General features: G+C 65.4%; 19 protein-coding genes. 13 read left to right on the top strand and 6 right to left on the bottom strand.

Features of this window, described 5'->3' with window-relative positions:
* Positions 1-50: 50 nt before the first annotated feature.
* Positions 51-2,453: a phosphoketolase gene (locus NLM33_RS16760; protein WP_254097106.1), complete on the bottom strand. Its 2,403-nt coding sequence runs from the start codon at positions 2,451-2,453 to the stop codon at positions 51-53.
* A 217-nt stretch (positions 2,454-2,670) separates the two neighbouring features.
* Here NLM33_RS16760 and NLM33_RS16755 point away from each other — a divergent pair, with 217 nt between their 5' ends.
* The 3 genes from NLM33_RS16755 to NLM33_RS16745 all read left to right on the top strand — a co-directional run bounded on the left by NLM33_RS16755 (position 2,671) and on the right by NLM33_RS16745 (position 6,382).
* Complete coding sequence (locus NLM33_RS16755) at positions 2,671-3,834, top strand: PA0069 family radical SAM protein (RefSeq protein WP_254097105.1); 1,164 nt, start codon at positions 2,671-2,673, stop codon at positions 3,832-3,834.
* Between the two features lie 80 nt (positions 3,835-3,914).
* Complete coding sequence (locus NLM33_RS16750; RefSeq protein WP_254097104.1) at positions 3,915-4,733, top strand: ribonuclease HII; 819 nt, start codon at positions 3,915-3,917, stop codon at positions 4,731-4,733.
* A 140-nt stretch (positions 4,734-4,873) separates the two neighbouring features.
* Complete coding sequence (locus tag NLM33_RS16745; protein ID WP_254097103.1) at positions 4,874-6,382, top strand: glycosyltransferase family 39 protein; 1,509 nt, start codon at positions 4,874-4,876, stop codon at positions 6,380-6,382.
* A 135-nt stretch (positions 6,383-6,517) separates the two neighbouring features.
* Here NLM33_RS16745 and NLM33_RS16740 read toward each other — a convergent pair whose 3' ends face one another.
* Positions 6,518-7,324, bottom strand: coding sequence for a uracil-DNA glycosylase family protein (locus NLM33_RS16740; protein WP_254097102.1), 807 nt, complete (start codon positions 7,322-7,324; stop codon positions 6,518-6,520).
* 135 nt (positions 7,325-7,459) lie between these two features.
* Here NLM33_RS16740 and NLM33_RS16735 point away from each other — a divergent pair, with 135 nt between their 5' ends.
* The 3 genes from NLM33_RS16735 to NLM33_RS16725 all read left to right on the top strand — a co-directional run bounded on the left by NLM33_RS16735 (position 7,460) and on the right by NLM33_RS16725 (position 12,174).
* Positions 7,460-9,121, top strand: a complete 1,662-nt coding sequence (locus tag NLM33_RS16735) for an electron transfer flavoprotein-ubiquinone oxidoreductase (protein ID WP_254097101.1) — start codon at positions 7,460-7,462, stop codon at positions 9,119-9,121.
* Between the two features lie 263 nt (positions 9,122-9,384).
* Positions 9,385-11,181 (top strand): tetratricopeptide repeat protein, encoded by a 1,797-nt coding sequence (locus NLM33_RS16730; protein WP_254097100.1) that lies wholly within the window; start codon positions 9,385-9,387, stop codon positions 11,179-11,181.
* Between the two features lie 108 nt (positions 11,182-11,289).
* Positions 11,290-12,174 carry a 4-(cytidine 5'-diphospho)-2-C-methyl-D-erythritol kinase gene (locus NLM33_RS16725; RefSeq protein ID WP_254097099.1) on the top strand — a complete coding sequence of 295 codons (885 nt, stop codon included), beginning with the start codon at positions 11,290-11,292 and terminating at the stop codon, positions 12,172-12,174.
* 108 nt (positions 12,175-12,282) lie between these two features.
* On the opposite strand, the gene NLM33_RS16720 is transcribed toward NLM33_RS16725, so the two are convergent.
* The 3 genes from NLM33_RS16720 to NLM33_RS16710 are packed head-to-tail and all read right to left on the bottom strand — an operon-like array spanning position 12,283 to position 14,835.
* Positions 12,283-13,158, bottom strand: coding sequence for an alpha/beta fold hydrolase (locus NLM33_RS16720; RefSeq protein WP_254105816.1), 876 nt, complete (start codon positions 13,156-13,158; stop codon positions 12,283-12,285).
* Positions 13,159-13,180: 22 nt separating this feature from the next.
* Entirely contained in the window at positions 13,181-13,813 is a 633-nt protein-coding gene (locus NLM33_RS16715; protein ID WP_254097098.1) for a LysE family translocator, read from the bottom strand.
* 14 nt (positions 13,814-13,827) lie between these two features.
* A complete protein-coding gene (locus tag NLM33_RS16710; protein ID WP_254097097.1) occupies positions 13,828-14,835 on the bottom strand; it encodes a polyprenyl synthetase family protein in 1,008 nt (335 codons plus the stop codon).
* A 129-nt stretch (positions 14,836-14,964) separates the two neighbouring features.
* On the opposite strand from NLM33_RS16710, the gene NLM33_RS16705 reads away from it, so the two are divergent.
* The 6 genes from NLM33_RS16705 (at position 14,965) to glyS (ending at position 20,686) form a co-directional block, all read left to right on the top strand.
* Positions 14,965-15,192 (top strand): DUF2007 domain-containing protein, encoded by a 228-nt coding sequence (locus NLM33_RS16705; protein WP_254097096.1) that lies wholly within the window; start codon positions 14,965-14,967, stop codon positions 15,190-15,192.
* Positions 15,185-15,967: a tRNA1(Val) (adenine(37)-N6)-methyltransferase gene (locus tag NLM33_RS16700; RefSeq protein ID WP_254097095.1), complete on the top strand. Its 783-nt coding sequence runs from the start codon at positions 15,185-15,187 to the stop codon at positions 15,965-15,967. The genes NLM33_RS16705 and NLM33_RS16700 overlap by 8 nt, the downstream gene beginning before the upstream one ends.
* A gap of 214 nt (positions 15,968-16,181) precedes the next feature.
* Positions 16,182-17,090 carry a S49 family peptidase gene (locus NLM33_RS16695; RefSeq protein ID WP_254097094.1) on the top strand — a complete coding sequence of 303 codons (909 nt, stop codon included), beginning with the start codon at positions 16,182-16,184 and terminating at the stop codon, positions 17,088-17,090.
* Between the two features lie 104 nt (positions 17,091-17,194).
* Positions 17,195-17,386 (top strand): hypothetical protein, encoded by a 192-nt coding sequence (locus NLM33_RS16690; RefSeq protein ID WP_254105815.1) that lies wholly within the window; start codon positions 17,195-17,197, stop codon positions 17,384-17,386.
* 247 nt (positions 17,387-17,633) lie between these two features.
* The gene (locus NLM33_RS16685) at positions 17,634-18,572 is read left to right on the top strand and encodes a glycine--tRNA ligase subunit alpha (protein WP_254097093.1); all 939 of its coding nucleotides are present in this window, start codon (positions 17,634-17,636) and stop codon (positions 18,570-18,572) included.
* A complete protein-coding gene (gene glyS / locus NLM33_RS16680) occupies positions 18,572-20,686 on the top strand; it encodes a glycine--tRNA ligase subunit beta (RefSeq protein ID WP_254097092.1) in 2,115 nt (704 codons plus the stop codon). Before NLM33_RS16685 ends, glyS begins: the two co-directional genes overlap by 1 nt.
* A gap of 240 nt (positions 20,687-20,926) precedes the next feature.
* Here glyS and NLM33_RS16675 read toward each other — a convergent pair whose 3' ends face one another.
* Entirely contained in the window at positions 20,927-21,280 is a 354-nt protein-coding gene (locus NLM33_RS16675; RefSeq protein WP_254097091.1) for a DUF1236 domain-containing protein, read from the bottom strand.
* A 247-nt stretch (positions 21,281-21,527) separates the two neighbouring features.
* Here NLM33_RS16675 and NLM33_RS16670 point away from each other — a divergent pair, with 247 nt between their 5' ends.
* Positions 21,528-21,683: a DUF3096 domain-containing protein gene (locus NLM33_RS16670; RefSeq protein WP_254105814.1), complete on the top strand. Its 156-nt coding sequence runs from the start codon at positions 21,528-21,530 to the stop codon at positions 21,681-21,683.
* Positions 21,684-21,689: the final 6 nt, after the last annotated feature.

Raw genomic sequence — 21,689 nt, 5'->3', positions numbered from 1 at the left:
CTGGGGAGAGGTGTCCCCAAGATGGCCAATCGTCTTAATCGCATCGCGCTTTAAGCCCGCGTCGATCCGCCTGCGCTGTTCGGCCACATCCAGTTGCGGATCTCTGGCATATCCTCGCCGTGCTCGCGCACGTAGCGCGAATGTTCGAGCAACCTGTCGCGGAACTGCTGCTTGACGTGCGCGGCTTTCGTCGCGAGCCCGGGCACGCGCTCGATCGCCTCGATCGCGAGATGATAGCGGTCGAGCTCGTTGAGCACGACCATGTCGAACGGCGTGGTGGTCGTGCCTTCCTCGGCAAAGCCGCGCACATGCATGCCGGCATGGTTGGCGCGGCTGTAGGTGAGGCGGTGAATGAGATAGGGATAGCCGTGATAGGCGAAGATCACGGGCTTGTTGCGCGTGAACAGCGAGTCGAAATCGCGGTCGCTCAACCCGTGCGGATGCTGCTCCTTCGATTGCAGCGTCATGAGATCGACGACGTTGACGACGCGGATCTTCAGGTCGGGCAGCGCCTTGCGCAAGAGATCGACCGCGGCGAGCGTCTCCACCGTGGGCACGTCGCCGGCGCAGGCCATCACGACGTCGGGCTCGCCGTCGGCGCTTTCCGTGCCGGCCCAGGTCCAGATGCCGATGCCGGCGTCGCAATGCGTCGCCGCGTCCTGCATGGAGAGCCATTGCGGCGCGGGCTGCTTGCCGGCGATGATGACGTTGATGCGGTCATAGGTGCGCAGGCAGTGATCGGCGACCCACAGCAGCGTGTTGGCGTCCGGCGGGAAATAGACGCGGACGATGTCGGCCTTCTTGTTGGTGACGAGGTCGACGAAGCCGGGATCCTGATGGCTGAAGCCGTTATGGTCCTGGCGCCAGACATGCGAGGTCAGGAGATAATTGAGCGAGGCGATCGGCCGCCGCCACGTCAGCTCGCGCGAGACCTTCAGCCATTTGGCGTGCTGGTTGAACATGGAGTCGACGATGTGGATGAAGGCCTCGTAGCAGGAGAAGAAGCCGTGGCGTCCGGTGAGGAGATAGCCTTCGAGCCAGCCCTGGCAGAGATGTTCGCTCAAGACCTCCATGACGCGGCCGCCCTGGGCGAGGTGCACATCGTAGGGTTCGGTCGGCTCCATCCAGACCCGTTCGGTCGCCTCGAACACGGCGTCGAGCCGGTTCGACGCGGTCTCGTCCGGACCCATGATGCGGAAGTTGCGCGCATCCGCGTTCAGCCTGACCACGTCGCGCAGGAATTTGCCGAGCTCGCGCGTCGCTTCCGCGACCGTCTTGCCCGGCTCTTTCACCTCGACGGCGAAGCTGCGGAAATCGGGCAGCTTCAACTCGCGCTTCAACAGCCCGCCATTGCCGTGCGGATTTGCGCCCATGCGGCGAGCGCCGGTCGGAGCCAAGGCCTGCAACTCGCGAACAAGCGTGCCGCTACGGTCGAACAGCTCCTCCGGCGCATAGCTCCTCATCCAATCTTCGAGCACTTTGAGATGCGCCGGATTTTCGCGGCAATTGGCGACCGGCACCTGATGGGCGCGCCAGAAACCCTCGACCTTCAGCCCGTCGACCTCCTTGGGGCCGGTCCAGCCCTTCGGTGAGCGCAGCACGATCATCGGCCAGCGCGGTCGCTCGATCGTGGCCTTTGTTTCGCGCGCATGTTGCTGGATGGAGCGGATGCTGGCGAGCGCCACGTCCAGCGCGTCCGCCATGATCCGGTGCATCGCTTTGGGATCGTCGCCTTCGACGAATAGCGGCTCGTGGCCCAGCCCTCGGAAGAGGTCACGGATCTCCTCGTCGCGCATGCGCCCGAGCACGGTGGGGTTGGCGATCTTGTAGCCGTTGAGATGCAGGATCGGCAGCACCGCGCCGTCATGCGCGGGATTCAAAAACTTGTTCGAATGCCAGGACGCCGCGAGCGGCCCAGTTTCGGCTTCGCCGTCACCGACGACGCAGGCGACAATCAGGTCGGGATTGTCGAGCGCGGCGCCATAGGCATGGACCAGCGCGTAGCCGAGCTCGCCGCCTTCATGGATCGAGCCCGGCGTCTCAGGCGCCGCGTGGCTCGGAATGCCACCGGGGAAGGAGAACTGCCTGAACAGCTTGCGCAATCCGTCCGTGTCGCGCCCGATGTTCGGATAGATCTCGCTGTAGCTGCCTTCGAGATAGGTGTTGGCGACCATGCCCGGGCCGCCATGGCCGGGGCCGCAGACATAGAGAACGCTGAGATCGAGCGTGCGGATCGCGCGGTTGAGATGGGCATAGATGAAGTTCAGCCCCGGCGTCGTGCCCCAATGGCCGAGCAGGCGCGGCTTGATGTGCTCGGGGCGGAGCGGCTCGCGCAGCAGCGGATTGTCCAAAAGGTAGATTTGCCCGACGGACAAATAGTTTGCGGCTCGCCAGTAGCGATCGAGCAGGTCGAGGTCGCCTGCGCTCGTGCGCGCTTGTTGTTGGCTTGTCATGATCATGCTGACCCTGTTGCGTCGACCGTCACCAACCCGGTCCCCCTGCGATCGATCCGTTTCTAGCGCTCGGCATCAAACCGCACTGCGGCCGGCAACCTTTGCGGGAGGTCAAACTTCCGCGCGCGAAGTTTGGGCGGCTACTTTGCATGGGGTTGTTTTCCGGTTTTTATGTTCGTGTTCTTGATTTGTTCCATTCGCGTGCTATCTTGGCTTCATGAGTCGAGCATCCTCTCATGCCCTCAGGCACCCGCCGGTCACGGCGCCCTCCGAGCCGGCGGGTGCGCCTTCCGCGTTTCCTGAGCTTGCCGTCGCGATCGACAGCGAGCGCAGGCGCGGGCGGGGCGCCCAGTCCAACGCCAGCGGCCGCTATGAGGCCGAGGCGCGCGTCGCCTTCGATGACGGCTGGCAGAGCCTGGAGGAACTGCCGCCATTCAAGACCACCGTCGCGGTCGACACCTCGCGCAAGGTGATCACCCGCAACGACTCGCCCGACATCGGCTTTGACCGGTCGATCAATCCCTACCGCGGCTGCGAGCACGGCTGCGTCTACTGCTTCGCGCGGCCGACCCACGCCTATCTCGGCCTCTCACCGGGGCTCGACTTCGAGTCGAAGCTGTTCGCCAAGCCCGAGGCGCCGGCGCTGCTGGAGAAGGAACTCGCCGCGACCGGCTACGAGCCGCGGATGATCGCGATCGGCACCAACACCGATCCCTATCAGCCGATCGAGCGCGAGCGGAAGATCATGCGCGGTATCCTGGAGGTGCTGGAGCGCGCGGGCCATCCCGTCGGCATCGTGACGAAATCGGCACTGGTGACGCGCGACATCGACATCCTGTCGCGCATGGCCAAGCGCAACCTTGCCAAGGTCGCGATCTCGGTGACGACGCTCGATCCAAAGCTGGCGCGCACGATGGAACCGCGCGCCTCGACGCCGCCGAAGCGGCTTGAGGCGCTGAAGCAACTCGGCGAGGCCGGTATCCCGACCACCGTGATGGTCGCTCCCGTGATCCCCGCGCTGAACGATTCCGAGATCGAGCGCATTTTGGACGCGGCCGCGCATGCCGGCGTCAAGGAAGCGTCTTACGTGCTGCTGCGGCTGCCGCTGGAGGTCCGGGACCTCTTCCGCGAATGGCTGATGGCGAACTATCCAGACCGCTACCGCCACGTCTTCACGCTAATCCGAGACATGCGCGGCGGGCGTGACTACGACTCGCAATGGGGCGAGCGGATGAAGGGCACGGGTCCGATGGCATGGACCATCGGCCGCCGCTTCGAGATCGCCTGCGAGCGGCTCGGCCTGAACAAGCGCCGCTCCAAGCTGACCACGGACCATTTCGCCAAGCCGAAGCGCGGCGGCGAGCAGCTGAGCTTGTTCTGAGGAAGACGCGGGCCTGAATAGTGGGAATTGTCTGAGGTTCCCGGTTGCGCGGCCGGGCTCGCATGCGCACGATCCCGGCCATGATTCGGGATAAATCCGCCGAGAAAACAGACAGGAAGCCGGCCAAGGCCGTGCCGAAAAAGGCCGCCAGGACGGACGGGACGAAGGCCGCCAAGGGCGTCATCAAGCCGCCGAGTTTTCGCCGCGAGCGCGCGCTGATCAAGCGCGGCGTCTGGCCGGTTGCCGGCTGCGACGAGGCGGGGCGGGGGCCGCTGGCCGGGCCGGTGGTTGCGGCCGCCGTGATTCTCGACCCGAACCGGGTTCCGCGCGGTATCGACGATTCCAAGCGCCTGACGGCCGAGGAGCGGGAAAAGCTGTTCGACAAGATCTGCGCGACCGCGCAGGTCTCGGTCGCCGTCGCCTCACCGGCGCGCATCGACCGCGACAATATATTGCGCGCCTCGCTCTGGGCGCTGAAGCGCGCGGTGGTGGCGCTGCCCGAGTCGCCCAAGCACGTCTTCGTCGACGGCCGCGACAGGCTCGACACCGCCTGCGATTGCGAGGCCGTGATCGGCGGGGACGGCCTGGTGCTCTCGATCGCAGCGGCCTCGATCATTGCAAAGGTGACGCGCGACCGGCTGATGTGTGCATTGGCGCAGGACTGCCCGGGCTACGGCTTTGAGCAGCACAAGGGCTACGGTGTTCCCGACCATCTCGACGCGCTCGACCGCCTCGGTCCCTCCATCCATCACCGCAGCTTCTTCGCGCCCGTGGTCGCGGCGCGCGAGAAGCACATGCCCTGGACGGTCGAACCCAAGCGCGACCTGTTCACGGCCGTGGATGAGGCGGTGGTGCAGGTTGAGGCGGACGTACGGGGCGACGTTTCGGCCAATCTCTAGCAGCGGGTTTCGCTCCCACTTCACCTCTCCCCGTAGGAACCGGGAGAGGCAGACGAGCTGGTTGCCACGACGCGTAGCGCGCTTTATCAAACATGGACGCGCCGGCTTGGACGGGTTGGCTGCATCATTTCGGACGCTGCATGCGGTTTACCTCCCTGGTCATCGAGCTGATCCGTGCCCGGCCGCGGCTGGTGGTGTGGATCGTGGTGCTGCTGCAGGCCGCGATGTGGCTGTTCGTGGCGCTGGTCTTCTACCGCAGTCCTCCCGGCAACCTCGCGATCTTGCTCGCCTTCGGCCGCGAATATCAGGTCGGCACCGGGCTCGGGCCGCCGCTGGCGTTCTGGCTTGCCGACATCGCCTATCGCGCCGCCGGCAGCCACATGATCGGCGTCTATGTGCTGGCGGAGCTCTGCGAGATCGCGACCTTCATCGCGCTCTATCATCTCGCGCGCGCCGTGGTCGGCACCCAGCAGGCGGTGCTCGCTGTGCTGTTGACGATGACGGTGCTGGCGTTCTCCTCGTCCGCGCTCGACTTCGGTCCGATGGTGCTGGCGCGCCCGCTCTGGGCGCTGCTCCTCTTGCATTCCTGGCAGCTGATCGGCCAACGCCGCGGCAACGCCTGGTTCGCCTGGTCGATCGCCGCCGGGCTGCTGCTGCTGACGACGCCGGCCGCCATCGGCCTGTTGGTGCTGCTCGCCATCTTCGCGGTCGCGACCGAAGGCGGCCGCAAAACGCTACGCGCGCTCGATCCGATCTATGCGCTGGTCGTCGTTGCCGTGCTGGTGCTGCCTTATGCGATCTGGCTGATGCGCGCCGAGACGCTGTCCATGCCGGCCTTGCTGCAGGTTGAGGATTTGAAGGCACGCGCGATCAACACGGCCTGGCTGTTCGGCGGCCTCCTGCTCGGCGCGGCCGCGATCCCGGTGCTGACCTTCCTCAACACCAGCTGGTTCGCCGGTAAAACCGAGGACGCGCCGATCATCTACCGGCCGCCGGTCGAGCCGCTGGCGCGCAACTTCGTCTATTTCTTCGCGCTGGCGCCCGGGCTTGGCACTGTGCTGATCTCCGGCCTGTACGGGTTCGACCGCGTCGCGGGTGGGGCGGGCGTCGTGCTGCTGATGTCGGGCCTCGCCGTGATCGTCGCGGCCGGCGAGCTGATTGCCATGCGTCGCGCCCGCGTGCTGCGCACGGTGTGGGCGGCCGCCGTCGCTGCACCCGCCGTGGGCGTCGTGCTGGCGGTTCTCCTGATGCCTTGGACCGGGACCGGCGAGATCGCGACCTCGATGCCGGCGCGTGCGATCTCGGACTTTTTCGACGACAGCTTTGCCCGACGCACCAACCAGCGCCTGCGCGCGGTCGCCGGCGAGACGCAGCTTGCGAGCCTGATTGCGCTGCATTCCGGCCGGCCGCATCTCCTCATCGACGCCGAGCCGCAGCGCACGCCCTGGTTCACGCCGACGAGGTTCAGCGAGACCGGCGGCGTCGTGGTCTGGCGCGCCTCCGACACCGCCGGCACCCCGCCGCCGGAGATTGCGAAACGCTTCCCCGGCATCGTGCCCGAAGTGCCGCGCGCCTTCGAATGGCTGGTGAACGGCCGTCAGCCGCTGCTCCGCATCGGCTGGGCCATCGTGCGCCCGAAGGGGACGTGAGGTCTCGTGCCCCGGACGCAGCGCGGCATGAAATGCTGCGCTGCTGAGCCGGGGCTTGTCTCTCCGCGGACACGTGGGTCCCGGCTCTGCGGCGCAGCGTTACACGCTGCATCGCGTCTGGGACACGAGTGCGAGCTACCCCGCCATCACCTTCGCGATCGCGCGCAGATCCTGCCAGGCCAGCCGCTTGTAGGACGGCGAGCGCAGCAGATAGGCCGGATGGAATGTCGGCAGTGCGCGGATGACGCGCGCGCCCGTGTCGTAGTCGAACCAGCGACCGCGCGTGCGCATGATGCCTTCGCGCGTCGAGAGCAGCGTCTGCGTCGAGGGATTGCCGAGCGTCACCAGCACGTCGGGATTCACGAGCTCGATCTGGCGCTGGATGAAGGGCAGGCAGGTTTGCGTCTCCTGCGGCGTGGGCGTGCGGTTGCCCGGCGGCCGCCACGGGATGACGTTGGCGATATAGGCCTTGCTGCGATCGAGCCCGATCGCGCCGATCATGCGGTCGAGCAGCTTTCCCGAGCGCCCGACGAAGGGAAGGCCTTCGATGTCCTCATCACGACCCGGCGCCTCGCCGACGAACATGATGCGCGCTTCCGGGTTGCCGTCGGCGAACACCAGCCGCGTTGCGGTGTTCTTCAGCGCGCAGCCGTCGAAATTCTGCATCAGCTCGCGCAGCGCCTCCAGCGTCGGCGCGGTCCGCGCCGCCTCGCGCGCCGAGGCGATCGCAACGTCAGGCGCGGGCGCAGCCTCGCCGCGCAGCACCGCTGGCGCTGCAACCGGGCGCGGCGCCTCGACCGGCGGCGCCACGCGTGCGACCGGGGGCGGCGCCTCCGGCTCGGCGAGCCGATCGATCGGTTCCTCGGCAAGCGCGCAGTCGACGCCGGCCTCCAGATAGAAGGCCAGCAACTCGCGGACGGTGGGGGCGGGTTCGCTGATCATGGCAACTTGTGACATTTAGGTTAGTTTAGGGGGCCTTGCATCCCAGCGAAACGCATTTCCGAGGTTGTCCTGCCCGGAAAAATCGGAAACAAGGGGGCGCAAACGACCAAGGACCGTCTCAAGGGCTGAGATCAGATGAGCACCGAAGAACTTCCCCCGCGCGAATCCATGGAATTCGACGTCGTCATCGTCGGCGCCGGCCCCTCGGGCCTGTCGGCCGCGATCCGGCTGAAGCAGCTCAACGCCGATCTCAACATCGTCGTGGTGGAGAAGGGGTCGGAAGTCGGCGCGCATATTCTCTCAGGCGCGGTGATCGATCCCGCCGGCCTCGACAAGCTTATTCCCGACTGGCGGAATGATCCCGACTGCTCGCTGAAGACAGAGGTCAAGGACGACCGCTTCTACTGGATGACGGCGGGCGGCGCGATCAAGCTGCCGAACTTCCTGATGCCGCCGCTGATGAACAATCATCATTGCTACATCGGTTCGCTCGGCAATGTCTGCCGTTGGCTGGCGCGGAAAGCCGAAGCGCTTGGCGTCGAAATCTATCCGGGCTTTGCGGCCGCCGAGGTGCTCTACGACGAGGCGGGCAACGTACGCGGCATCGCCACCGGCGACATGGGCATCGCCAAGGACGGCTCGCTGAAGGACTCCTTTACCCGCGGCATGGAATTGCTCGGCAAGTACACGCTGTTCGCTGAAGGCGCGCGCGGCAGCCTCACCAAGCAACTCATCGCCAAGTTCGCGCTCGACGCGAAGAGCGAGCCGGCGAAATTCGGAATCGGCCTGAAGGAAGTCTGGCAGATCGATCCCGCGAAACATCAGAAGGGGATGATCCAGCATTCCTTCGGCTGGCCGCTCGACATGAAGACCGGCGGCGGCTCGTTCCTCTATCACTACGACGACAACCTCGTCGCTGTCGGTTTCGTCGTGCATCTCAACTACGACGATCCCTATCTGTCGCCGTTCGACGAGTTCCAGCGCTTCAAGACCCATCCGTCGATCCGCGGCACCTTTGAAGGCGGCAAGCGGCTCGCCTATGGCGCGCGCGCCATCACTGAGGGCGGCTACCAATCGGTGCCGCGCCTGAGCTTCCCGGGCGGTGCGCTGATCGGTTGCGCGGCCGGCTTCGTCAACGTGCCGCGCATCAAGGGCGTGCACAACGCGATGGGCACCGGCATGCTCGCCGCCGAGCATGTCGCAGCCGCGCTTGCCGCCGGCCGCGCCAATGACGAGCTCGCCGAATATGAGAACGCGTGGCGATCTTCCTCGGTCGGCAAGGACCTGTTCCTGGTGCGCAACGTCAAGCCGCTGTGGTCGAAGTTCGGAACCGTGCTCGGCGTCGCGCTTGGCGGCTTCGATATGTGGTGCAACACGCTGTTCGGCGTCTCGCTGTTCGGCACCCAGTCGCACGCCAAGCCCGACCGCGCCACGCTCGATGCGGCATCGAGCCACGCACCGAAAAACTATCCGAAGCCGGACGGCAAGATCTCCTTCGACAAGCTGTCGTCGGTCTTCCTGTCCAACACCAACCATGAAGAGGACCAGCCGGTTCATCTCAGGGTTGCCGACATGAACCTTCAGAAGACCTCGGAGCACGACGTCTTTGCCGGCCCCTCGAACCGATACTGCCCGGCCGGCGTCTATGAATGGGTGGAGGAGGGCGCGGCTCCGCGCTTCCAGATCAACGCCCAGAATTGCGTCCACTGCAAAACCTGCGACGTGAAGGATCCGAACGGCAACATCACCTGGGTTCCGCCGGAGGGCGGCGGCGGGCCGAACTACGAGGCCATGTAGGATTCGGGCAAACTGCCGCACGATTGCGTGAGGGGCGGTGACCGCGGATCACCGTCCGCGGCCACGATAAGGCCATAGTAAAAGCGTGCGGACGGGCCGGTAAGGGGCGAACGCCGAATCGGCTTCCTAAAACCCCGCCGAATCCTTGCGATTGGGCGCCAAAAGCGGCATTGTTCCCCGCCATGACGGTTCCGGGTCCCGATGCCACCGGTCGCGTTTGCAAGCGAGACGACCCCGACTTTCCAAACTTAAGGCGAGCCCTGATGTTTTCAAATCGTTTCAACCGCTGGACTGCTGCTGCCATCGCCCTTGCCGGTTCTGCGATCGTGGCAGTACCCGGGGTGGTGCTGGCGCAGACGCCGGATCATCCGGCCGACACGGCGATACAGTTTCCGACCCGGAATGATTTGAAGTCGCTCACCGGCGCGGGCAGCTATCTCGCCGCGCGCCACGCCAGCGTCGAACGCGACGCCTCGTCCGCGGCCGCCTTCTACCGCTCGGCGCTGCGCACCGATCCCAAGAACAACGAGTTGCTCGACCGCGCCTTCATCTCCTCCGTCGCGGATGGCGACATCGACGAAGCCGTCAAGCTCGCCGAGCGCATCCTGACCATCGACAAGTCGAACCGCGTGGCGCGCCTCGTGGTCGGCGTGCACGACCTGAAGATGAAGAAATATGCGACCGCCCAGAGCAACATCAACCAGTCGATCCGCGGGCCGATCACCGATCTGGTCGCGACGTTGTTGTCCGGCTGGGCCGCCTATGGCGCGGGCGACTCGAAGGCCGCCGTCGCCAGCATCGACAAGCTGACCGGCCCGGAATGGTATCCGCTGTTCAAGGACCTCCATGCGGGCATGATCCTCGAACTCGCCGGCAAGGAGAAGGACGCCGGAACCCGCTTCGAGCGCGCCTACAAGCTCGACGATTCCATGCTGCGCATTACCGAAGCCTATGCGCGCTGGCTGTCGCGCAATAAGGATGCGGCCGCCGCGACTACGGTCTACGAGGCCTTCGACAAGAAGCTCGCCCGCCATCCGCTGATCCAGGACGGCCTGCGCGAGACCCGCGCCGGCAAGAAGATGCCGCCGCTGATCGATTCCGCGCAAGGAGGTGCGGCCGAAGCGCTCTACGGCATCGGCGCCACGCTGACCCGCCGCGGCGGCGAGGATCTCGCGCTGGTCTATCTCCAGCTCGCGCTCTACCTTCAGCCGACCCATCCGCTCGCGCTGCTGTCGCTCGCCGACCTCTATGAATCGGTGAAGCGGCCGCAGATGGCGATCAAGGTCTATGAGCGCGTGCCGGCGAACTCGCCGTTGAAGCGCAATGCGCAGATCCAGCTCGCGGTCGATCTCGACTCCGCCGACAAGACCGACGAGGCGATCAAGATCCTGAAATCCGTGGTTCTGGAAGACCCGAAGGATCTCGAAGCCATCATGGCGCTCGGCAATATCGAGCGCGGCCGCAAGAAGTTCGGTGATTGCGGCGCGACCTATTCGCAGGGCATCGATGTGCTGCCTGCCGGCGCCGACAAACCCAACAGCGTCTGGTACTACTATCGCGGCATCTGCGAGGAGCGCTCCAAGCAGTGGGGCAAGGCGGAAGCCGACATGAAGAAGGCGCTCGAGCTCCAGCCCGACCAGCCGCATGTCCTCAACTATCTCGGCTATTCCTGGATCGACCAGGGCGTCAATCTCGACGACGGCATGAAGATGATCAAGCGCGCCGTCGAGCAGCGGCCCGACGACGGCTACATCGTCGACTCGCTCGGCTGGGCCTATTACCGCATCGGCAATTACGAGGAGGCGGTGAAGAACCTCGAGCGTGCGATCGACCTGAAGCCCGAGGATCCCACCATCAACGACCATCTCGGCGACGCCTATTGGCGCATCGGCCGCACGCTGGAAGCCAAATTCCAGTGGTCGCATGCGCGCGATCTGAAGCCCGAACCGGACGATCTGCCGAAGATCGAGGCCAAGATCGCCAACGGTCTCACCGACGACAATTCGAATTCTTCGGCCGCGCAGGCGGAGAAGAAGAAGGACGACGGCAAGGGCGGTTGATCGGGGCACGCATGATCCGGAAAAGTGTGCAGCGGTTTTCCCTCGCGACAAACGCGTAGCGTTTGCGCGGAGATCATGCGCAAATAAGAGTTTGGGGGTTGGTCGCCGATGCCGGCGTTGATTGAAGAAGGGCGGGCGAAGGTCAATTTGAGCCTTCGCGTCGTCGGCCGTCGCACCGACGGCTATCATGATCTCGAAAGCGTGGTCGCATTCGCCGATTGTGCCGATCGTCTCACGCTCGAGCCCGGAAGCGAGCTGAAGCTCACCACCACGGGCCCGTTGGCTGCAGCCTGCGGCGACACCGCCGACAATCTCGTGCTCAAGGCGGCAAGGCTTCTCACTGAGGCCGTGCCGAACCTGAGGCTCGGCGCCTTCGCGCTCGACAAGGTGCTTCCCGTTGCAGCCGGTATCGGCGGCGGCTCGGCGGATGCTGCGGCAGCCTTGCGGCTGCTCGCGCGCCTCAACAATCTGTCGCTCGACGATCCCCGTTTGCAGGAGGTCGCGCTCGCGACCGGCGCCGACGTGCCCGTGTGCCTGCTCTCGCGCGCCTGCGACATGACCGGCGTCGGCGAGCAGCTCCTGCCGCTGAAGCTGCCGAGCATGCCCAGCGTGATGGTGAACCCGCGCGTGCCGGTGGCGACCAAGGACGTGTTCCAGGCGCTGGGCTTGCGCAACGGCGAACTGCTGGTCGGCGCCACCGACGTCCTCGAAGCGCCGGCCTGGCCGGAGGAGGGCGCCTCGACCGACGACTGGGTCGACGTGCTTTCGACCGTTGCCAACGATCTCGAAGCCCCCGCAATGCGCATCGAGCCCGTGATCGGCGACGTGCTCGACGCCTTGCGCGCCTGCGCCGGCGTCAAGCTCGCCCGCATGTCGGGTTCGGGCGCGACCTGCTTTGCGATCTTCGGCGGACCGGCCGAGGCGCATGCCGCAGCCGAGACGATCCGGAGCGAGCACCCCGGCTGGTGGGTGCATGCGGGGACGTTGAGTTAGGCACAACCGCCGTGGGCAAAGGCGCGACAGCGCCGTGCCCACCATACATCCAAGCCGCGCGATAGAAATGGTGGGCACGCTTCGCTTTGCCCACCTACGGCGGCGGAGCTAGTCCGCACTGTCCTCGGCAACCCCGAGAAACCGCTCGATCGCGCCGAGCACTTCGTGCGGCCGGTCGTGATGCAGCCAGTGTCCCGCGCCGGAGACCATTTCGACGCGCGCCTTCTGGAAGTAGCGCTCCAGGCCTGCCGCCCTGGAGCCGGCGAGGAAGCTTTCGTCGGCATTCAGGAGCAGCGTCGGGCAAGCGATGCGTGCCCAGAGTGCGACGTGATCGTCCGGCCATAACCGCTGCGGCGCAGTGACGCGCTGGTAGGGATCGAACTTCCAGCGATAGGTGCCATCCTCGTTTTGCCGCACCCCGTGCGTTGCAAGGTGCAGCGCCAGTTCGCGGGACAGGCGCTTGTTGTAGGTCCTCATCTGCGCCGCCGCGTCCTCGATCGTGCGATAGGAACGGGTCGCGCGGTCATGCAGTTTGTCGAGCTGGCCGACCCATTTGGTGATGCGCTCCTGCGTGGGGGCCTTTTGCGCATCCGGCAGGACGGTCACGCCGTCGAGAACCACCAGCGCTGATACCTGCTCCGGAAACGATCCCGCATAGATCAGGCTCACCATGCCGCCCATCGAATGGCCGACGAGGATCACCTCTGGTGCCGCGATGGCGCGGACGAGCTGCGTCAGATCGTACACATACTCGGTTAGCGCGTAGCTGCCGCCTTTGGTCCAGTCGGAATCGCCGTGGCCGCGAAGGTCGGGTACGAGAACGTGAAAATGCGGCTGCAACGCGCGGGCGATGACATCCCAGCTCCGGCAATGATCGCGGCCGCCATGGACCAGGATGATGACCGGCGCACCCTCATTGCCCCAGTCGGCATAGTGCAGCCGCAGGCCATGCGACTCGTAGAAGCGACTTTTCGGGGCGAGCATCATGCCACGATCCTGCGGCTCGCTAGCTTTGCACCGGCCGCCGCACCAGCGCCAGCGAAAGGCCGAGACCTGCGATGAAAACACCGGAGCCCTGGGTGAGGCGCTGCATGAGACGCGGCCGGCCGATCAGTTGCGCGCGCGTGAGGGAGGCCATCAGCACGACGACGACATCGGCGAGCGTGTTCAGCGTCACCGAGATTGCGCCGAGCAGGATGAATTGCAGCGTTGGGCTGGCGGCGGACGGATCGAGAAACTGAGGGATGAAGGCCAGGAAGAACGCCGCGGTCTTCGGGTTCAGCGCCTCGACCAGCGCGCCGTCGCGGAAGGCGCGCTTGTCGCGGACGGGCTCGTTCTCGAGCGAAAGCGTCCGACCGGCGCCACGAAAGGTGCGGATGCCGAGCCAGACCAGATACAGCGCGCCTGCGAACTTCACGGCGGCGAAGAGCTCGGCGCTCGCAAGGATGATGGCCGAGATGCCGAGGCTGCCCGCGACCACATGGACCATGCCGCCCAGTGCCGTGCCCGCGGTCGAGGCGAAACCGCTTGCCCGACCTTCCGACAAGGTCCGCGCCGCGACGTAGAAGATGCCGGGACCGGGGACGAGCGCAATGACGAGGGCGGCGGCGAGGAACAGCCAGAAATTCGCGTCGACCATTTGCGCGGAGGCCGCTAGTGCGACCGTGCGAGGCAGAACGCCACGACCTGCTCCAGCGCGCTCTTCATCGGCGAGGACGGGAACAGCGCCAGTGCATCGACGGCCATGGCGCCGTAGTGCTGGGCGCGGCTCAGCGTGTCCTCGAGCGCACGGTGCTTGTTCATCAGCCCGATGGCGTGATCAAGGTCGGAATCGCCGATCTCGCCGCGCTCCAGCGCCCGTATCCAGAAGGCGCGCTCGGTGTCGTTGCCGCGGCGGAAGGCGAGCACCACGGGCAGCGTGATCTTGCCTTCGCGGAAATCGTCGCCGGTGTTCTTGCCGAGCTTGGCGCTCTTGCCGCCATAATCGAGCACGTCGTCGACGAGCTGGAAGGCGATGCCAAGATTCATGCCGACCGAGCGGCAGGCGGTCTGCTCGGCCTTCGGACGGTTGGCGAGCACCGGCCCGACCTCGCAGGCGGCCGCGAACAATTCTGCGGTCTTGGCGCGGATCACGGCGAGATATTCGTCCTCGGTGGTCGCGGTATTTTTGGCGGCCGCAAGCTGCATCACCTCGCCCTCGGCGATGGTCGCAGCCGCTGCCGAGAGGATGTCGAGCGCCCGCAGCGAGCCGACCTCGACCATCATGCGGAAGGCTTGTCCGAGCAGGAAGTCGCCGACCAGCACGCTCGCCTCGTTGCCCCAGAGCATGCGCGCCGACAATTTGCCGCGGCGCATCTCGCTCTCGTCGACGACGTCGTCGTGCAGCAGGGTTGCGGTATGCATGAACTCGACGCTAGCGGCGAGCTTGATATGGCCGTCGCCGGTGTAGCCGGCGAGGTTGGCCATGGCGAGGGTCAGCATCGGCCGCAGGCGCTTGCCACCGGAGGAGATCAGGTGGTTGGCGACCTCCGGGATCATGGTCACCTCGGAGCCGGTCCGCGACAGGATGGTCGCATTGACCCGCTCCATGTCGGGGGCGACAAGGGCAACCAGCTCTTCGATCGACGCGCCGGGAGTTTCGAAAGGTACGATTACGGCCACGCCGGTCTCCAATATTTGCCCGGGAAGGGCTATTCTGACGACAAGACAATAGAAACTGCGGGCGGACGCGGCAAGTGCCGCGGAACCATTGACATTTCCGCCCACCCCGCGTCAGGCAGGAGGCTCGTTTTGCGCGAACTGGTTCGGACCAACGACATGGTGCTGGTGTCGGCGATCGGCGCGCTGCTCGACAGCGCCAATATCCACCATCTGGTGCTGGACCAGAACATGAGCATCATCGAGGGGTCGCTCGGGATCCTGCCGCGCCGGATCCTGGTCCATGAGGACGATGCCAGCGAGGCGCGGCAGCTCCTCACCGAGGCCGGCCTGAGCCACGAATTGCGCGGCGATGACTGAACTCGCCCAAAGCGTCACGGAGGATGGCCTCACCGAGGACGCGTTCCTGGACGGGCAATTGCGGCTGATGCAGAAGCGGTCCGGCCACCGCGCCGGTCACGATGCGATCCTGCTGGCCGCGGCGACCGCGGCCAAGGCAGGCGATCGCGTGGTCGATTTCGGCGCTGGCGTCGGCGCGGCGGGGCTGGCGCTGGCGCGTCGCGTCCCCGGGATCAGCCTGACCCTGGTCGAGATCGATGCGGAGCTTGGCAGCCTCGCACGCGCCAACGCGGCCGCGAATGCGATTGAAGCCGAGACGATCGTCCTCGACGTCACGGCCGGTGCGGAGAGCTTCGCGGCAAGCGGCCTTTCGCCTGACAGTATCGACGTGGTCCTGATGAATCCGCCCTTCAACGATGCCGTGCGCCATCGCGGCTCGCCGGACCAGGCGCGTCACGTCGCCCATGTCGCGACGGAGGAGACTCTGCATGCCTGGGTGCATGCAGCACGGCGCATTCTCAAATCAGGTGGCGTGCTGACCTTGATCTGGCGCGCAGATGGGATAGCAGACGTGCTGACAGCGCTGTCACGCGGCTTCGGAAGCCTCGCGGTGTTGCCGGTTCATGGCGACGCGGAAAAGCCTGCGATCCGCGTGCTGGTCCGCGCCATCAAAGGCGGCAGGGCGCCGACGCGTATCCTGCCAAGCCTGATGCTCAACGAGGAGTCGCGCGTGCCTAAAAAAGAGTTACGGGAAGTTCTTTCGGGGAGGGCGGTGCTGCCGCTGGCGACAGCTTGAAGATCTACTGGGGAAGCGAGTTCGACTGCTGTTCCTGTGCTGTGGTGAAGCGAATCGCCGTGAACAGCGCGCCCATCAGCATGATCAGCAGATAGATCTTCATGTTGTTCTCCGCTGCTTCATTGCAGCCTCCCCACGGAGACTTTGCAAAACACGTTCCAGGCACTTCCAATGACAGTCGCGTGATAAGAAATGGTTAAGACGAGGTAACGGCATGGCCGAACAATTGAACGATCCCAGCACGTCCGGCCTGATCGACAAATGCATTCAGTACCTTCCGGCGCGCTTTCGCCCCGGGGCCGCGGTCGTGCCGGTGGTGCGGCTCTCCGGTGTGATCGGTGCGGTGACGCCACTGCGGCCGGGCATGACGCTCGCCGGCGTGGCGCGGGTGCTGGAGCGCGCCTTCTCCTTCCGCAATGCCAAGGCGGTGGCGCTCGTGATCAACTCGCCCGGCGGCTCGCCGGTGCAGTCGCGCCAGATCTATCTGCGCATCAAGCAGCTCGCGGCCGAGAAGAAGCTGCCGGTGCTGGTGTTCGTCGAGGACGTCGCTGCCTCCGGCGGCTACATGATCGCCTGCGCGGGCGATGAGATCTTCTGCGATCCCTCCTCGATCCTCGGCTCGATCGGCGTGGTCGGCGGCAGCTTCGGTTTCCAGGAGGCGATCAAGCGGCTCGGCATCGAGCGGCGGCTCTATACCGCCGGCGAGCACAAGGCGATGCTCGATCCGTTCCTGCCCGAAAACCCCGATGACGTGGCGCGGCTGAAGAAGCTCCAGCGCGACATCCACGCGATCTTCATCGCACTCGTGAAGGAGAGCCGCGGCGCGCGCCTGAAGGGCGGCGAGGACGCGCTGTTCACCGGCGAATATTGGGCGGGTGACACTGCAATCTCGCTGGGCCTTGCCGACGGGATCGGCGATCTCCGCTCAACTCTTCGTGCCCGCTATGGCGAGAAGGTTCTCACCCCCGTGATCGCGCAGCCGACCGGGCTGCTGGCGGGCTTGTTTGGCCGCAAATCACCCGGCGCTGGCCAGCTTTCGGCCCTGGAAGGGACGGTCGGGCTGCCGGATGAACTGATTTCGGCGCTGGAAACGCGGGCGATTTGGGCGAAATTCGGGTTCTAGCAGCCGCGGGCCCGCGCCATTTGGTCCGAACCAAGCCAATTGCGGCGCGGGCCTGTCTGCGCGAGAATGTGCGTGGGGGCTGAGCATTGAACAAGGATCGACCGATGCCGCCGTTCGTTGCATTCGCGGGCGTCCTGGGCGGGCTAGCCGTGGTCCGCTGGGCCTACAAGACCGCTGTCCGGATCAACCAGGAGCTGGAGGAGATGCGCCTGTCGCGCGTCGCCGAAGCCGCCCGCATGGGGGAAATCCAGACGCTGAAGCGTGACCCCATCACCGGAGCGTATCGCCCGGGTTAGTTGCTGCCGTAGAGTGGGCAAAGCGACTTGTCCGCCGTAGCTCGAAGAGCGAAGGCGGAAGCGCCACTTCTGATGCGGTTAACGAAAGATGGTGGGCACGGCGCAAGAGCGCCTTTGCCCACCCTACCACATCCCCCGGAACGGCGGGCTGATTGGCCCGAACCGGCGCCCTTTGCCTTGATTCCCACCGCTGCCGTCGATACGGTCCCGCGCGATTCAAAACCCCCCGCGAAAGCCTGACCTGACGATGGACGCCTCATTGCCCGCCCATATGCGCCCGGACCGCTCGTTCCAGGGCCTGATCCTGGCGCTGCAACGCTATTGGGCGGATTACGGCTGCGTGATCCTCCAGCCCTATGACATGGAGGTCGGCGCCGGCACCTTCCACCCTGCGACCACCCTGCGCGCGCTCGGCCCGAAGCCGTGGAATGCCGCCTATGTGCAGCCCTCGCGCCGGCCGAAGGACGGCCGCTACGGCGAGAACCCCAACCGGCTCCAGCACTATTACCAGTTCCAGGTGATCCTCAAGCCGTCGCCGCCGGACCTCCAGGAGCTGTACCTGAAGTCGCTCGCCGCGATCGGCATCGACTCCGCCGTGCACGACATCCGCTTCGTCGAGGACGACTGGGAGAGCCCGACGCTGGGCGCGTGGGGCCTGGGGTGGGAATGCTGGTGCGACGGCATGGAAGTGTCGCAGTTCACCTACTTCCAGCAGGTTGCCGGCGTCGAATGCGCGCCGGTCGCGGGCGAACTCACCTATGGGCTCGAGCGGCTAGCCTGCTATTTGCAGGGCGTCGACCGCATCATGGACCTCAACTTCAACGGCCGCGAAGACGACCAGAAGGTCACTTATAAGGACGTCTTCTTTCAAGCCGAGCAGGAATATTCGCGGCACAATTTCGAACATGCCGACACCGCGATGCTGTTCGAGCAGTTCAAGATGGCGGAAGAGGCCTGCAAGAAATACCTCGCGGCCGGCTGGCGCGAAGCCAGCAACCGCAGGGAGCACCTGATGGCGCTGCCGGCCTATGACCAGTGCATCAAGGCGAGCCACGTGTTCAATCTGCTCGATGCGCGCGGCGTCATCTCGGTGACCGAGCGGCAGAGCTACATTTTCCGGGTGCGCGAGCTTGCCAAGGCTTGCGGCGAGGCCTGGGTGCACACCGAAGCGGGCGGAGTGGCCTGATGCCCGATTTGTTGCTGGAGCTGTTCTCCGAGGAAATCCCCGCGCGCATGCAGGCCAAGGCGGCCGACGACCTGCGCCGCATGGTCACCGACAAGCTCGTTGCCGAAGGCCTCGTCTATGAAGGCGCGAAAGCGTTCGCGACGCCGCGCCGTCTCGCACTCACCGTGCACGGCATCCCCGCGCGCCAGCCTGATCTCAAGGAAGAGCGCCGTGGTCCGCGCGTCGGCGGACCCGAGCCTGCGATCCAGGGATTTTTGAAAGCCACCGGCCTTGCCTCGCTCAGCGAAGCGAAGATCCAGAGCGACAAGAAGGGCGACTTCTACATCGCGCTGATCGAGAAGCCGGGCCGTGCGGCGATCGACGTGATCGCCGAGATCCTCCCCGTGATCATCCGCACCTTCCCCTGGCCGAAATCGATGCGCTGGGGCGCGCGCTCGGCCAAGTCGGGCTCGCTCAACTGGGTGCGTCCGCTGCACGCGATCACCGCGACCTTCGGGCTCGAGACCGAAGAGCCCGATGTGGTGAAATTCTCGGTCGACGGCATCGAGACCGGCCAGACCACCTATGGTCATCGCTTCCTGGCACCAGCCGCGATCAACGTGCGCCGCTTCGAGGACTACGAGGCAAAACTGCTCAACGCGAAAGTCGTGCTCGATCCGGAGCGCCGCAAGGATTCGATCCTGACCGACGCCAAGCAGCTCGCATTTGCGCAGGGCTTTGAGCTGGTCGAAGACCAGAACCTGCTCGACGAGGTCGCAGGTCTCGTCGAATGGCCGGTCGTGCTGATGGGCTCGTTCGACCAGGAGTTCTTGTCGATCCCGGCGGAAGTGATCCGCGCCACCATCCGCAACAACCAGAAGTGCTTCGTGGTGAGCGATCCCAAAACGGGCAAGCTCGCGAGCAAGTTCATCCCGGTCGCGAATATCGAGGCGACCGACGGCGGCAAGGCGATTGTCTCCGGCAATGAGCGCGTGATCCGCGCGCGGCTGAGCGATGCGAAGTTCTTCTACGAGACCGATCTCAAGACGAAGCTCGAAGACCGGCTGCCAAAATTCGAGCAGATCGTGTTCCACGAGAAGCTCGGCACGCAAGCCGAGCGCATCAAGCGCATCGAGCGGCTCGCCGCCGAGATCGCGCCGCTGGTCGGTGCTGATGTCACCAAGGCCAAGCGCGCCGCGCATCTGGCAAAGGCAGATTTGCTGACGGAAGTCGTCGGCGAATTCCCCGAGGTGCAAGGCTTGATGGGCAAGTATTATGCGCTTGCCCAGGGCGAGGATGCGTCCGTCGCGGCCGCCTGTGAAGAGCACTATAAGCCGCAAGGGCCGGCGGATCGCGTGCCGACCGATCCGATCAGTGTCGCGGTGGCACTCGCGGACAAGCTCGATACGCTCGCCGGCTTCTGGGCGATCGACGAGAAGCCGACGGGAAGCAAGGACCCCTATGCGCTGCGCCGTGCGGCGTTGGGCGTGATCCGGTTGATTGCCGAGAACACGCTTCGCCTGTCGATTCAAAAGTTGGCTCAATCGGCAAGGGCAGGGTTACTGGAGACCGGAACCAGCCAGGGCCTCATCGATGGCCACAAGATTGCGATTGATCTCCTCGCCTTCTTCGCCGATCGCCTCAAAGTCCAGCTCCGCGAGCAGGGCGCGCGTCACGATCTCGTCGACGCCGTGTTCGCGCTCGGCGGCCAGGACGATATTCTGATGATCGTTCGTCGTGTCGAGGCGCTCGGCAAGTTCCTCGACTCCGACGACGGCAAGAACCTGCTGGCCGGGACCAAGCGCGCCAGCAACATCCTCGCGATCGAGGAGAAGAAGGACAAGCGTACGTTCGACGGCGCACCCGATGCGGCGCTCTACAGCCTCACGGAGGAAAAGGCGCTGGCGAAGGCGATCGGCGAGGTGAAGGCGGAAGCAGGCGCTGCCGTCGCGAAGGAAGATTTCGCCGGCGCGATGAGCGCAATGGCAAAACTCCGTCCGCCGGTCGATGCCTTCTTCGACAAGGTTCGCGTCAACGACGAGGATCCGAAAGTGCGCGAGAACCGCCTGACGCTGCTGAACGAGATTCGCAGCGCCACGCGTGCGGTGGCGGACTTCTCGAAGATCCAGGACTGATTGCTCTCGTGCCCCGGATGCTGCGCAGCGCGCCGCCCTTCGCGGCGTGGTGCGCTGCTGATCCGGGGCCCACGCAGCGTGTACTCGGCTTCTGGATCCCGGGTCTGCGCTTCGCTTGCCCGGGACACGAGAACGAAAAAAGCCCCGCCCGGCGGGGGGAGGACCGGGCAGGGCCTGATGTCCGAAAACACTACACGCGCCGAGCCTTGATTGGCGCGCCGGACATCTAGTCCAGTGTTCTTAGTCGATCAACTCGACGATGCGTCGCGAGCGTGGCTCGACCAGCACGGTCTCGCCGTTCACGACGGTGTAGCGATAGGTCGTCGGGCCGAAGCGCTGCGGCACGTCGTAATAGGTGATGCCGGTCTCCGGCAGCACGGAGCCGACCACGATGCGGTCCGGCACGCTGAAGGCCGGCACGCGCTGCTCGACGACATAGTCGCGAAACGCCGGACGTTGTTCGACGGCGATGCCGGGACTGCGCTCGACCACGGCAGGCGCACGGCCGATCGTGACGTCGGCCTGGGCTTGCGCCGCGACGGGCGCGCCGAGCGCGACGCCAAGCGCTGCGAGTGCAAGAATCCTGTTCCGCATGGGCAACTCCTCACGAAGATGATTCGGCGCCACGCCAGTGGCGCGACCCGGTTGCCAATGCATGCACCTGCCCGTTGTTCCGAAAGATTGAGCGCCGCATCCGCGGCAATTTCAGGCAGTTTTCGCGATGGGGGAACTGAAGTATGGGCTCGTGCGTCTCTACTCGCCGGGCCGGGACCGGTATGATCCGGCCGCGATTCGCATCACCCCCAAGGCCTCGCTTCCGAAGCCCCGAGAAAGATATTTCATGCACCTCACCGTCGCCCATATCTCGCCGATCATGTCGCTGATCGCGGGCGTGCTCATTTTGATTATGCCGCGGCTCCTCAACCTGATCGTCGCGATCTTTTTGATCCTGAACGGCGCGATTGGGCTTGGGCTGCTGAAGTGGCTCCATTTGTAAAGTCTC

This window comes from Bradyrhizobium sp. CCGUVB1N3 (genome assembly GCF_024199925.1).
GTDB lineage: Bacteria > Pseudomonadota > Alphaproteobacteria > Rhizobiales > Xanthobacteraceae > Bradyrhizobium.
This window is presented reverse-complemented; position numbering and strand designations above follow the sequence as displayed.

What these genes read in the sequence shown, in the direction of transcription:
- NLM33_RS16760 (WP_254097106.1), bottom strand. Translation starts at nt 2,453, where the DNA reads ATGACAAGCCAACAACAAGCGCGCACGAGCGCAGGCGACCTCGACCTG.
- NLM33_RS16755 (WP_254097105.1), top strand. Translation starts at nt 2,671, where the DNA reads ATGAGTCGAGCATCCTCTCATGCCCTCAGGCACCCGCCGGTCACGGCG.
- NLM33_RS16750 (WP_254097104.1), top strand. Translation starts at nt 3,915, where the DNA reads ATGATTCGGGATAAATCCGCCGAGAAAACAGACAGGAAGCCGGCCAAG.
- NLM33_RS16745 (WP_254097103.1), top strand. Translation starts at nt 4,874, where the DNA reads ATGCGGTTTACCTCCCTGGTCATCGAGCTGATCCGTGCCCGGCCGCGG.
- NLM33_RS16740 (WP_254097102.1), bottom strand. Translation starts at nt 7,324, where the DNA reads ATGATCAGCGAACCCGCCCCCACCGTCCGCGAGTTGCTGGCCTTCTAT.
- NLM33_RS16735 (WP_254097101.1), top strand. Translation starts at nt 7,460, where the DNA reads ATGAGCACCGAAGAACTTCCCCCGCGCGAATCCATGGAATTCGACGTC.
- NLM33_RS16730 (WP_254097100.1), top strand. Translation starts at nt 9,385, where the DNA reads ATGTTTTCAAATCGTTTCAACCGCTGGACTGCTGCTGCCATCGCCCTT.
- NLM33_RS16725 (WP_254097099.1), top strand. Translation starts at nt 11,290, where the DNA reads ATGCCGGCGTTGATTGAAGAAGGGCGGGCGAAGGTCAATTTGAGCCTT.
- NLM33_RS16720 (WP_254105816.1), bottom strand. Translation starts at nt 13,158, where the DNA reads ATGCTCGCCCCGAAAAGTCGCTTCTACGAGTCGCATGGCCTGCGGCTG.
- NLM33_RS16715 (WP_254097098.1), bottom strand. Translation starts at nt 13,813, where the DNA reads ATGGTCGACGCGAATTTCTGGCTGTTCCTCGCCGCCGCCCTCGTCATT.
- NLM33_RS16700 (WP_254097095.1), top strand. Translation starts at nt 15,185, where the DNA reads ATGACTGAACTCGCCCAAAGCGTCACGGAGGATGGCCTCACCGAGGAC.
- NLM33_RS16695 (WP_254097094.1), top strand. Translation starts at nt 16,182, where the DNA reads ATGGCCGAACAATTGAACGATCCCAGCACGTCCGGCCTGATCGACAAA.
- NLM33_RS16690 (WP_254105815.1), top strand. Translation starts at nt 17,195, where the DNA reads ATGCCGCCGTTCGTTGCATTCGCGGGCGTCCTGGGCGGGCTAGCCGTG.
- NLM33_RS16685 (WP_254097093.1), top strand. Translation starts at nt 17,634, where the DNA reads ATGGACGCCTCATTGCCCGCCCATATGCGCCCGGACCGCTCGTTCCAG.
- glyS (WP_254097092.1), top strand. Translation starts at nt 18,572, where the DNA reads ATGCCCGATTTGTTGCTGGAGCTGTTCTCCGAGGAAATCCCCGCGCGC.
- NLM33_RS16675 (WP_254097091.1), bottom strand. Translation starts at nt 21,280, where the DNA reads ATGCGGAACAGGATTCTTGCACTCGCAGCGCTTGGCGTCGCGCTCGGC.
- NLM33_RS16670 (WP_254105814.1), top strand. Translation starts at nt 21,528, where the DNA reads ATGCACCTCACCGTCGCCCATATCTCGCCGATCATGTCGCTGATCGCG.